Origin of the sequence: Proteocatella sphenisci DSM 23131 (genome assembly GCF_000423525.1) — a bacterium.
GTDB lineage: Bacteria > Bacillota > Clostridia > Peptostreptococcales > Filifactoraceae > Proteocatella > Proteocatella sphenisci.
The window spans coordinates 179,989-191,924 of the sequence record NZ_AUID01000001.1; the positions used below are offsets into that span (position 1 = coordinate 179,989).

The following is an 11,936-nucleotide window of genomic DNA, read 5'->3' on the forward strand; positions in this document are numbered from 1 at the left end:
ATATTAAACCTCGCTTTTTAAATACATTGAAAGGATAATTTGCTTTTCTTCTCTTGATTTTTTTGTACTTTGTCTTGTTTCTGCAAAATATGCAGAAGGTACCCCATTCATTATAACATTGTAAACTTCTGCTTCATCTTCGACATTCTTGAGGTCTTTTATTATCTGCTTGCTTATTCCGCTTGGGATTTCACCATTTTCCCAGAGACCAAGCATCCTTACAATATATGAATCTTCTACATCTGTTAGTATTTTGCTTTTTTGAAGTGCTTTAAGATATTTTATTATTTTTGAATCGTTTCCTCTTACACCTGATTTATCGGCTACGATTTCAATTTCCTGCGAAAGTGCATCATCGAATGCATTTTTATTTTTTTCAAGATGATCAAAATAATTACGTTCAACAGAGTAACGTTTTTCAGCTCTATCAGATTTAATATAATTTGCTGCTGAAATAAAAGATATTTCTTTTGTACTATCTGTTGTTATAAAAAATTTTTTTAATGCACCTTTTCTTATGAATGTAATTGTTCCATCGGCATTTATTCCAGAGAGTTTTTTGGCTGTTTTAGCTTTCAATGGCAGCTTCTTTATCTTTTCAAATAATTCCGGTTCATTATCTCTTACTCTTCTTATTTCCGCAAGAAATGCAAGTTCCGGATTAATACTTTCGGTATCTTCATCCAAATTTTTCGTCAGTTCTTCATACAGCTTATGGGAACTCACTTCTTCATCATCTGAGAGATATTTGAAATCTTCTCCGAGAGTATCGTGAAACAACTGTAATTTAGATATTATCCTGTCTTTTATTGGTAGTTGAATATCTGTCTGTGAAGTTGGGAAAAAATTATAAATATAAATATTCTCGTGTTTACTACCAACTCTGTTTATGCGTCCGCCTCTTTGCATTATCTTTGTCGGGTTCCATGGCAAATCATAGTTTATTAAAACATTTGCCCTATGAAGGTTTATTCCTTCTGCTAACACATCTGTAGTTATAAGAATATCATATTTATCTTTATTTAGGTCCTCATATTTTGGATTGAAACTATATTCAACATCCATCTTATGGTATTCACTACTTTCACCACTGAAATAAGTTAATCTGCTGCCATAAATATTCTCAAGATTTTCTTTTAGATATTTCGCTGTTTCTTTAGATTCTGTAAACACAATTATTTTTGCACTTTTCAATATCTCATCAGTCTGAAGTTGTTTTACAAATTCATCCAGCTTTGGATCTTCTTTAATTTCATCCCAATGTTCTTTTAACTGATTCAAGATAGCTAAGTCATATTCAAGCGCTGGCAAAAATGTAGGTTTTAGAGCTTCAGATTTAAAATGATATATTTTTTCTTCATCAACCAATCTCATTAATTTTGCATCATCTCCATTATCCAACAGGTCATATACATTAATTTTTTTACTGACGTATACATCTCCAGTTTTAACCATTTTTATAAATTTTTCATACGATAGAATAAATCTGGATAGAGTCATCCTAAAAGCATGAAAACTGCTTTCGAGTCTCTTTACAAGTATCGCTTTCATGAATCCACTCATATTCTGCTGAGAAACTAAGATTGATGCGTATTTTTTATTATCTTTAAGATAAAGTAAAGGTGTATATCTTGCATATCTTAAAGTCTTTATTGCAGCTATCGTCTCACTGAAAACGTCATCTACGGCTTTATCAAATGTGTATATTATCTTCTCTGGTGCTCCAAGCTTTGGAAATTTCAAGCCTTGATTTTTTAAATCATCAGCATAATATTCAATAATTTCTTTTCTAGTGCGCCTTATCATGACGTTTCTAAGAACTTGATCTCTGATATTCTCAGAATTTCTTTTAAGTACAGCTTTATATTCTGCTGTTCCCTTCTTTTGTTTGTTCAATTCAGTATTCATTTTTGCAAAAAATGATTCTAAATTTTTTACATTTGGAATAATCGTACTGTTATGCTTTTGCTGAAAAAGATATATTTGATTTTCTATATCACTTGAGTAATTATTTATTGGAGTAGCCGAGATTAATATAACTTTTTTATCTTTACATATTTGATGCAGATGCCCATATGCTCCGGTGTCACTGTTTCTAAATCTATGAACTTCATCTATAAATATATAATCATATCTTTCAAGCTTTTTAGGATTGTCAGCGATTCTCTCAAGTTTTCCAAGAGACACGACATCTGCAATAACATCAAATTCCTTCATGACTTCTTCCCAGTAATCAACTAAAACCGGTGGACAAATCACGAGTTTATTATGTCCTTTTTTGAGACTTTTTGCTAATAAAGCTGATATATATGTTTTTCCCAAACCGACAACATCCGAAATAAAGACTCCACCATAACTATCTAGTACTTTTTTTGCCTGAGTTACTGCATCAAGCTGATACTGAAGTCGCATATACCCATCAGGGAGGAGTTTTTCTATCGCAGCATTTTTATCGGAATTTATTTCCTCTTTAAAATATTCATAAATAGTTTTTAAATATAACTCATATGGAGTTATATCACTCTTTAACCAAGTCTTCCCTTCTATAGTTTCTATGTATGATTCTTTAATATCTACACCTTTTATCCATAGTTCCTCAAACTTTTCAAGCGCAAAATCCACGTCTCTGCTATCTTTTAATTCAACATTGAATTCTAAATTATTCTTCAACCCCGCTTCTGAAAAATTACTTGAACCAGTGATTACACTTCCATACATATCAGGAATCAGAGCCATGTTCTTTCTCATTATGTACACTTTTGCATGTATTGGCGATTCTGTATACATTTTCACTTCAAGTTTTCCATTGTTAAGCCATTCAATAAAAGTCCTCACACCTTTTTCAACATCCATTGTATCATCTGATGAAGTAAATTCTTTTTCGATACTTTCAGAATATGCTTCTTTTGCTTCTTTTTGTGATAAAGATTTGGCAACAAACTCTTGCTCCGCTTGTTTAATTATCTCAACAGTCCTGTTGTCAACATTTAACCCTACTAATATTCGTATCTTATCAAGTTTTTCCATTGCTGGATACATTCTGAAAAAGCCACTGGTTCTAAAATATCCCACTAAAACGTCAAAATATTGTGTATTGCTTTTTAATATATTTCCAAATCGTTCATATAGGTTTCGGTCCGGTTCATTTGTAAAAAAAGTCAAGTCATTGTGTGTCATTAATTAATCCCCCTTGTAAAATAAATATAATTCTATTATACATTATAAATATCGTTTTAACACCTTTCCTGCTTATAAAATCTTCTGTAAATAGACTGTATGATTATTTTTGGCCATAGTATTCTCACTTTTGTAATTCTAATGACGGTATCGTATATTTATATGTACAACAGGATACAAAATCAGGCATACTAGCTTATAAATTGTCGATGATTTTTGTAAAATAAATCAACTTTTTATTTCTTTAATTGCGTAAACGTTTGTTACATTGTATTATATATATTATTAAGGTTATGAAAACAACTAAAACAACAAGAACTGGCAGATAAGTTCAGTCTTTAAAATGATGAATAAGAAATATACACCTAAGAAGCACAGAAAATAATTACGGAGGTACATATGACTTACAATGAAATCACATTTGAAAATATCAAACATTTCACAGAAGAAGGAATTGAATTTTGGTATGCCAGAGAGTTACAAGAGACGCTGGAATATAAACAATGGAGACGTTTCTTTTCTGTAATAGAAAAAGCAATGATAGCATGCGAAAGCTCTGGCAATACTGTTGATGAACATTTTGCCAACGTTGGCAAAACGATAAGTATGCCTAAAGGTGCATCAAAAGAAATAGATGATTATATGCTTTCCAGGTATGCCTGTTACCTTATAGTCCAAAATGGAGATCCAAGGAAGGAAGTTATAGCCCTTGGCCAAACATATTTTGCTGTAAAAACAAGGCAACAGGAATTAGCTGAATCAGATGCAATGTTAACGGAAGAGCAACGAAGACTTGCCATCAGGGGAGATTTAACTGAGCATAATAAGTCACTTGTTGATGCAGCGAAAGATGCCGGCGTTGACACTAAACAGGAATATGCTATTTTTCAAAATAAAGGCTATCAAGGACTTTACGGTGGTCTAGGAGCAAAAGATATACATGATAGAAAAGGACTAAAGTCTTCACAAAAAATTCTGGACCATATGAGCAGCGAAGAACTTGCCGCTAACTTGTTTCGTGCCACTCAAGCTGAAGCAAAGCTAAGAAGAGAAGGTATACAAGGCAAGGATAATGCTAACAAAGCCCATTTTGAAGTTGGTAAAAAGGTTAGACAAACAATTGAGGAACTTGGAGGTACTATGCCAGAAGATCTGCCTACTCCAGACAAGAGTATTAAGCAGATTGAAAGGGAGAAAAACAAAAAGAAACTTCCTAAATAAACAGTTGGCACAACAGTATCAAATACTCCCATAAGGGGTGCTTGTTTGAATAAAGAAAAGTTTGTTGATAAGTTAATAAAAAAATATAATACTTATGATCCGTTCGAGATATGCAAAAAAAGAAATATTAATTTAGTTTATGAAAATCTTGGAAATGCTGTTTTACATTCTGAGTACAATAGAATTTTTTTGAATTCAACTTTTTATTTGCCCAGTAAATTTGAGAACCAGGCAAACAGATTCGCTGCGTATTTGATTTTACAAGGTTATGATGATAATTTTGAGGACATGGCTATAATGGATGTGCACAAAATCACGCGTATACCTTTTGAATATTTGATGTTGATTTTATATTTATTTTAAAAGGGGGAAATACATATGGCATTTATTTTGTTCGGGATAGTTGTTTTTTTATCACTAAATCTTCACAGCTACAAGAAAAAGGAAAAAGATTTTGTTAATCTGGTTACCTCAAAAAAAGCTGAATTAACAGCTCTGGAAAAGAGGAAAAACGAAGAATGGACCAAAATGGAACAACAGAAGAAAGATGAACTTTCTTCCATAGAAAAGCTTATAGCAAATAAGGATTCCGAGTGGCAAAAAATTGTAGATGAAGCAAAAGCTCATGCTGGCAAAGAAATTGTAGAAATATCTAAAAATAAAAGTTTTTACTCAGATGAAGTCATTAGATTGAAAAATGATTATGAAAAATATACTAAATCCTGTATAACTCAAGAAAATAAATTAAGAAAAATAAAAGAGATATATAGAAGTATGGATTCTGCAATAAATAATTATACGGTATCTGATTTTTCTTTTGACAAACTTAGATTACCCAATACTGTTTTAGATGAGGCTGAACAACTATCTCCATCTGTGGTACTTAAGTTGAATTGTATGGATATCAAATCACTGAGAAAATCTTTTAATGATAATAACAAATTGATAGATGAAGTATTAACAAAATATGCACAACGATATACAACAAAGGCTAATGCTACAATTTATAAATTGATGGTTATAGCACTCAGAGCTGAATTACAAAATATTCTATATAGCTTAAAATATGATAAACTTTCTGTTGCACTAGGTCATGTTTCTGAAATATCTAAAAAATATTTACAAATAGCTTCTGACGGAAATCAGAGTATAGCTCCTACTTTAGTTAAATTTATAGGAGAGCTCGAATACTTATTCTTCAATGCTGTACATATCGAGTATGAATATTATGTAAAAAAAGAACAAGCTAAATTAGAACAACAGGCTATCAGAGAGCAACTTAGACAAGAAGCCGAAGAAAGAAAAGAATTAAAAAGACAACAAGAACAGCTTGATAAAGAAGAATCTAAATATGTTAATGAAATCGATAAGATAAAAGATCAATTGGCTTCTGCTGATTCCGAAAAACAGGAACAACTTAATGCTAGAATAAAAGAACTTGAAAGTCAGATTCAAGATATTGAAAGCAAAAAATCAGAAATTGTAAACCTTCAAAACGGAAAAGCTGGAAGCGTTTACGTAATTTCTAATATGGGCGCTTTCGGAGAAAACGTCTTCAAAGTAGGTATGACAAGAAGACTTGAACCTATGGATAGAATAAAAGAGTTAAGCAGCGCAAGTGTGCCATTCTCATTTGATGTTCATAGCCTTATATTCTCAAATGATGCTGTAAATTTAGAACAAACGCTCCACCAGAGGCTGAATGACAAACGAGTTAATATGATTAACCTTAGAAAAGAATTTTTTAGAACATCTATTGATGAACTTGAAGCTCTCGTTAATGAAATTGATATAAGCGCAGAATTTAATAAAACAATGCTTGCTGAAGAATTTAGACAAAGCTGCGACATAATTGAAAACGGACTCTTCCCTACTTCATCCGATGAAATTGACGAGTCTGATTATGAAAATGATGAGAACTATGACGAGAACTATGAAGATGAACTTGAAGATGTAATATAAAGAGTCTTTGTATTTAGGAATTAAATAAGGGCATTTAAAAAAAGGGGTAAATTTTAAGAACTCCAACTGGACTCCAAAAGTCCCTATTTACATTTTTGCAATTAAAATATATAATAGAAATATAACCTATAGGTTATATTTCATTAAAAGAGGGTATTAAATGAATGATAATCTAATTCAAAAAATAGAGTATCCTGGCGAATCCGAAATATATGGGTATAGGGATTTCAATTCCGAATTGATGTCTATTGTCAAAAAAAGCGGAAAACAAAAGGAAATCGCACTCGGAATTCGTAAGTATTATGACATGCTTGGGAAAATGTCATTGCAGGAACTTATAAGGAATAAGCATTTCGAAAAACTCAAGGATACAAAACATGATCTTTACTGTATCAGATTTTTAAAGCAGTTAAATTTACGAATCATTTTCATATTTATGGAAGATGATGGTAGAAAAGTCTTAATTCATGCTTTCTCAGAAAAGAACAAAAGTGATTACAAAATCGCTATAAAAAAATCAGAGGGTATCGTTGAAAGACTGCAAGGAGGAAAATAAATGAAAACTATGGATATGACTTGGCTATTTGAAGGAATATCAAAAGAAGAATTAGAGCTCGACAAGCTTCTTTCTGATATCTCAATAGCCATAATTAAAGAAAGATATGCACTTGATATGAATCAAAAAGATTTTGCAAGACACTTAGGTATTTCCCAACCTATGGTTTCGAAACTTGAGAGTCTTGAATACAACCCAAGTGTTAAAACACTGTTTCAAATATGTAAAAAATTGAATCTTAAACTAGATATTAGTGTCACTAAAGTTGAGAGCGCAACAAAATCTGTGCTAACAAGGTTTGTAAATAAAAAAGAATCTGACGTAGCGCCCAATAGCAGTAACCAGGATAATCAAAGAGCAATCGCAGCATAAGGAGAATTTATGAACAGTATAAATAATATAATAGCTGATTTCCAAAATATAAAATCAAAAATAATACATTCTAAAATGGATTTTAGTAGTGAAATTGATATTGATAATCCCACCAGTTACGATTATGCTATTGACTACGAAGTAATCAATTCAAAATTAGAACATCTGGAATACGACGAAGAATCTGTTGATTTTTACACAGGAGAAATAAAGTTCTTCCTTAAATTGTACGAACTATCAAATCAGAAATATAAAAACCCCAGTTTTAAAAATATAATACCTTTTATTGAGATAATATCAACAGGGACATTCGCAGGAAATGCAAACGTATTAGATAATGATATGTTTGACCGTATGTTAGTTCAAAACGGTTTAATTTATCTTTCTCAATTTGTAAGAGTTCACCTTCTAGCGATAACATCTACAATTGGTATTTCTGGAAATTTCAGTCTCCCTATGATTAACATTGTACAATTCATACAAGAAAATGAAAAAGAAAAATCTAAGAAGAAGTAAGAGTTTATTTAGAGGCCCTGACCTCTTTTATATACAAAAAATTAGGGTAGTAATATATGGTACGGTCAGATAACTATCGGTGTAGATGAAAATAGAAAATACAAAAGAAAATCCGTTTCAGGTAAATCTAAAATGGAAATTTCTGATAAACATCGACAAATAACACATGATATGGGTGTAATGGATGTGGGCAAAGCTAATTCATATACAGTAGAAGAATGGATTAACATTTATATGAAAACAGTGGCGAAACCTTCTCTTCCCCATACTTCCTACAGTTTATATGAACGCCTTTTTCGTTTGAATATAATCCCACATTTTGGACATTATAGCCTAATTGAATTATAGATCAATCAAAATTCAAAATATAATGATAGAAGTTTCGGGAAATCCGGAATTTAAAGGTTACCCAAAAACCGAAAGTTCGATAAGAGAATTGGCTTTGATCGACAAGATGATGAAGATCATTTAAATCTTGTTTTTCCTTCTTCAACTTTTAATTTCAGAACTACAGCTAATCTCAGAAGGCGATTTATGTTGGTATGTAATGCAGCTGGAATAGAATATATAAACCTGCATGCTCTGAGGCATACCTTCGCAACTCGGATGCTGGAAAAAGATTTAATGCCTAAAGTAGTCAGCCAGATGCTATGACATAAATCTATCGTAACCACTCTAAATATCTACAGTACAGACTGGTTATATGCCAGTCTTTTTTGTTTGCAAAAATGGATATGCATTCAATCTGTAACAGAATCAAAGTATGGCTAGTCACGTTTCATTCTATATTTAATATCTTTTTCGCTGCATAATCTGCTCCTCTTACTTTGGATATGCTGCTCCAATATCTTAAACTAAGCTTGGTATCCTCTTCTATATGATTAAATGCCTTTAATAAATCTTCTTTGCTGAAATTGTTTGGATCTATTACCTTCCCCAATTTATTTTTTTCTACATCATATGCTATATTAAACTGATCACTTGAAAATGGCAGTATTATCATCTCTTTGCCATAATACATAGCTTCTGTCAAAGTATTGCATCCGCCATGAAATACAACTGTGTCTACATAGGGCATAAGTGCTATTTGAGGTATAAAGTCTTCTACTATTGTATTTAGTGAACTGTATTTTTTTAATTCCGGAGCATTATTACCTGCAGAGACTATCAATAAAGCTTCAGGATAAATTTCTCTGACAGATATGATGAGTTTTTCAAGAACATCTTTTCTATTAGACAAAAATGTTCCTAAACTTATCATTATTTTCTTTTCGCTTGTGTTTATTTTTTTCAGCCATTTTTCATCCAGTTGGGTTTTTACAAATGAATTCCCCATAAATATTTTTTGCGGCTTATCTTCAATATTATAAAAATCAAAATAGTTGTATATAATGGCTATCTCTGAGACTAGACTAAAAGCATTACTGATTTTTTTGATAGAATTATTTTTAGTTATAATACTGTTAAAAACATCTGTAAATTCTGTTTGTGTTTGGGTTGAGACTTGTTTTAATCTTTCCAAATCTTCTTCTTTAATAGTTATAGCTAGCGGCCAGTTTTTTGGCACATTGAAATATGACCCTTCTGCTGGAATGGTATTTGGATGGGGAGGGCAGAACGTTATAAAAGGCAAACCCAGAAAATACAAGCTAAGAGTTACAGAATAAGATAATATATCTACAACGTACATATCTGCATGTAATAAATCATCTGCCTTCTTTATTTTGTCTATAAGCTCATATGGATTGTACAGCATATCCGCGATTCTGTGACGTGACTGGGTTATAAGGGTTTCTACTGCACCTTTTTTTGTCGACTCAAAGAATTCTTCTAATCTTATATTTTCTGTATCTGCTTGTATTGTATTTTCAGTCTTGCCAATATTTTTGTTTGTACTAATATCTATTTCATAAAAATTCAAATTTTCTTTTAAAATTATTTCCTTAAATTCAATACTGCAAGCAAATGTCACTTCTGACCCATATTTTTTAAAGCTCTTTGCCAGAACTAGCAAAGGGTTGAAATGCGAATAAAACGGCGGACTTACAAAAAATATATGTTTATATTTTATCATCTTCAGCTCCTTTTAACGACAAATAGAATGATAAGAACTCATTTGAAATTCTTTTCATGGAAAAATTTTCATCTACCGTTTTTCTTCCTTGAGCTTGAATTTTTTTAAATTTATCTTTGTCAATTTTAGAATCATAAATATATTCTTCTGAACCGTTTGCGATAGTTTCCCAATTACTTGTATCAATTAAAAATCCATTTTTCCCATTTTTTATATAAGTTTTAACTCCACCTTTTATAGGGCCTATTGTCAGGAATCCTTTGGACATAGCTTCCAAAATTGCTATACCAAACTCTTCTTTTATACTTGAACATAGATAAATATGAGGAAGGTCGAAATCTTTCTGAATAATAACTTTTTCAAGAAGTCTTATTTTTTCATTTGACATGGCGCCTTTATGAAAAAAACTGCCTTTTAATTCAGGATACTTTTCCAAGTAATCCTTAAAAAAATTAATAATTACGGCCTCCTCTTCATTTGGTTTTTCTAAATCTCCCCCTATCATTAAAAGATTATGAGTTCCCGATAGCCTGGAATTTGACCACGCTTTTAAAAGTTCAATCTGTCCTTTTTGAATAGATAGTCTACCTACATTTAATATTATCGGTCTTTCAAAAAAACCTGTATTTATTTCACTTAGTTCCATAAGCTCGTTTAAGTCTATATCTGTATCGTCATAATTAATCGATTTATCTATCTGTATTCCTTCACCTATCATTTTTATTTTTCTTTTTATATTTTCATCCTTAAATTGTGGAAAATATATTTCAAGTTCTTTTTTTATGTCCGTATCACCTATACCTACTATTCCATCACTTTTGCATATTAATTCATCACCTATTTTTATCTTATTTAACTTCTCAATAAGCTCTTTAAATCTCATTTCTTTTAAATTGCCAGCTCCGTCAAACATGTTTCTGTGTGGATCTGGAGTTAAAGTGAACACAAGTTTTTTATTCAACTCTTTGCTTAAATCAGCTATAGCTTTAGAAGCATTGTCCAGATATCTTATGTGAAAAATATGCGGATCTATATCTGCTTTTTTTAGAAACTTACCCACATATCTTTTTATAAATAATTCCCTTTTTATAAACGGATCTGATATAGATTGATCTAAATATATTGGTAATCTTATAAATATATGTTTTTCTCCATAATAACTTATAAATGCTTTGTTTGATTTTTCAGTTATAGTTATAGTAAATACAAAAGATACTCTACTGTCTTTTGATATCTCATCTCCTAAATCTTTTAATAATACCGCCAGCCCTCCATTGTTCCCCTTACCGCTATCTTCAAAATCTCCATAGAACATTGACTGTAGAATTGAAATTCCTTGCTTTTTAAATTTGAATTTCGTATTTAGAGAATTAATATAACTGTCACAAAATAGTTTGTTTTTTTCACATCTTATATTGGTCTTTACAAAAATCTCATCAATTCTATCAATTGTATACAAATTTACTAATAAGTTTAGCATCTGTATTTTTATATTATCAGGATATGGGCGCGTTAATAATTTATATATGTAATCTTTAAATCCATCTCTTTTGAAACTATCTATATAATCCATTAAAATGGACATTATATCTAAATCCAGTTTGTATTTTTGGAGCATAAATAATATATCACTGTCATCCAAAAGATCCATATCACATTCAATACAAAGGTCTAAAACATGATACAGCTTTTGACTGTTACATTCTTTTTCTGAAATTATGTCTTTTATTTTTTTTTCAAATATCTTCTTTGTATAACTATCAAAAAATTTTAAAATGGTATCTACTATAAATCTGTCTATATACGGATTATCCCCCAAAAATAAACATAATTCATGTATGTCTTTTTCTGATAGGGTATTTTTGCGCTCTATTTGTTTTATAGTTTGGATCCGCTTTATTAATATACTTTCTTTTGAATTTATAGTTTTGTTTTTATTTATATAATTATCTAAAAATAAGAGTGGGTAAATATAGTGACTTTCGGAATCATAAATATGATTTCTGAACTCAATAAATTCATTCATTGTCTCTCACCTTCCTAATTAAAACAAAAACT

Annotated in this window: 11 protein-coding genes; 8 read left to right on the top strand and 3 right to left on the bottom strand. The window is 30.8% G+C overall.

The genetic code is table 11. The annotated features are described in order from the left end of the window. Positions 1-3 precede the first annotated feature (3 nt). On the bottom strand, positions 4-3,177 hold the full coding sequence (locus G558_RS0100855) for a helicase-related protein (RefSeq protein ID WP_028828464.1): 3,174 nt from the start codon (positions 3,175-3,177) through the stop codon (positions 4-6). Between the two features lie 399 nt (positions 3,178-3,576). Between G558_RS0100855 and dinD the strand changes: the two genes are divergently transcribed. The 8 genes from dinD to G558_RS13570 all read left to right on the top strand — a co-directional run bounded on the left by dinD (position 3,577) and on the right by G558_RS13570 (position 8,458). Then, positions 3,577-4,398: a DNA damage-inducible protein D gene (gene dinD, locus G558_RS0100860; RefSeq protein WP_169337703.1), complete on the top strand. Its 822-nt coding sequence runs from the start codon at positions 3,577-3,579 to the stop codon at positions 4,396-4,398. Between the two features lie 45 nt (positions 4,399-4,443). Next, positions 4,444-4,761, top strand: coding sequence for a hypothetical protein (locus G558_RS0100865; RefSeq protein ID WP_028828466.1), 318 nt, complete (start codon positions 4,444-4,446; stop codon positions 4,759-4,761). A 15-nt stretch (positions 4,762-4,776) separates the two neighbouring features. Beyond that, the gene (locus G558_RS13565) at positions 4,777-6,360 is read left to right on the top strand and encodes a GIY-YIG nuclease family protein (protein WP_242825188.1); all 1,584 of its coding nucleotides are present in this window, start codon (positions 4,777-4,779) and stop codon (positions 6,358-6,360) included. Between the two features lie 160 nt (positions 6,361-6,520). After that, entirely contained in the window at positions 6,521-6,916 is a 396-nt protein-coding gene (locus tag G558_RS0100875; RefSeq protein ID WP_028828467.1) for a hypothetical protein, read from the top strand. Continuing rightward, positions 6,917-7,288 (top strand): helix-turn-helix transcriptional regulator, encoded by a 372-nt coding sequence (locus G558_RS12010; RefSeq protein ID WP_051188382.1) that lies wholly within the window; start codon positions 6,917-6,919, stop codon positions 7,286-7,288. It abuts the gene before it with no gap. Between the two features lie 9 nt (positions 7,289-7,297). Beyond that, positions 7,298-7,804: a hypothetical protein gene (locus G558_RS0100885; protein ID WP_028828468.1), complete on the top strand. Its 507-nt coding sequence runs from the start codon at positions 7,298-7,300 to the stop codon at positions 7,802-7,804. A gap of 180 nt (positions 7,805-7,984) precedes the next feature. Beyond that, complete coding sequence (locus tag G558_RS14495) at positions 7,985-8,152, top strand: tyrosine-type recombinase/integrase (RefSeq protein WP_408633485.1); 168 nt, start codon at positions 7,985-7,987, stop codon at positions 8,150-8,152. An 87-nt stretch (positions 8,153-8,239) separates the two neighbouring features. After that, positions 8,240-8,458, top strand: coding sequence for a tyrosine-type recombinase/integrase (locus G558_RS13570; protein ID WP_084502769.1), 219 nt, complete (start codon positions 8,240-8,242; stop codon positions 8,456-8,458). Between the two features lie 124 nt (positions 8,459-8,582). On the opposite strand, the gene G558_RS0100900 is transcribed toward G558_RS13570, so the two are convergent. Then, positions 8,583-9,878 (bottom strand): glycosyltransferase, encoded by a 1,296-nt coding sequence (locus tag G558_RS0100900; RefSeq protein WP_207636187.1) that lies wholly within the window; start codon positions 9,876-9,878, stop codon positions 8,583-8,585. After that, positions 9,865-11,904: a glycosyltransferase gene (locus tag G558_RS12015; RefSeq protein WP_036931309.1), complete on the bottom strand. Its 2,040-nt coding sequence runs from the start codon at positions 11,902-11,904 to the stop codon at positions 9,865-9,867. The genes G558_RS0100900 and G558_RS12015 overlap by 14 nt, the downstream gene beginning before the upstream one ends. Between the last annotated feature and the right edge of the window lie 32 nt (positions 11,905-11,936).

Coding starts and splice junctions, on each gene's coding strand:
- G558_RS0100855 (WP_028828464.1), bottom strand. CDS start 3,177: ATGACACACAATGACTTGACTTTTTTTACAAATGAACCGGACCGAAAC.
- G558_RS0100875 (WP_028828467.1), top strand. CDS start 6,521: ATGAATGATAATCTAATTCAAAAAATAGAGTATCCTGGCGAATCCGAA.
- G558_RS0100885 (WP_028828468.1), top strand. CDS start 7,298: ATGAACAGTATAAATAATATAATAGCTGATTTCCAAAATATAAAATCA.
- G558_RS12015 (WP_036931309.1), bottom strand. CDS start 11,904: ATGAATGAATTTATTGAGTTCAGAAATCATATTTATGATTCCGAAAGT.
- G558_RS14495 (WP_408633485.1), top strand. CDS start 7,985: ATGGATGTGGGCAAAGCTAATTCATATACAGTAGAAGAATGGATTAAC.
- dinD (WP_169337703.1), top strand. CDS start 3,577: ATGACTTACAATGAAATCACATTTGAAAATATCAAACATTTCACAGAA.
- G558_RS0100900 (WP_207636187.1), bottom strand. CDS start 9,878: ATGATAAAATATAAACATATATTTTTTGTAAGTCCGCCGTTTTATTCG.
- G558_RS12010 (WP_051188382.1), top strand. CDS start 6,917: ATGAAAACTATGGATATGACTTGGCTATTTGAAGGAATATCAAAAGAA.
- G558_RS13565 (WP_242825188.1), top strand. CDS start 4,777: ATGGCATTTATTTTGTTCGGGATAGTTGTTTTTTTATCACTAAATCTT.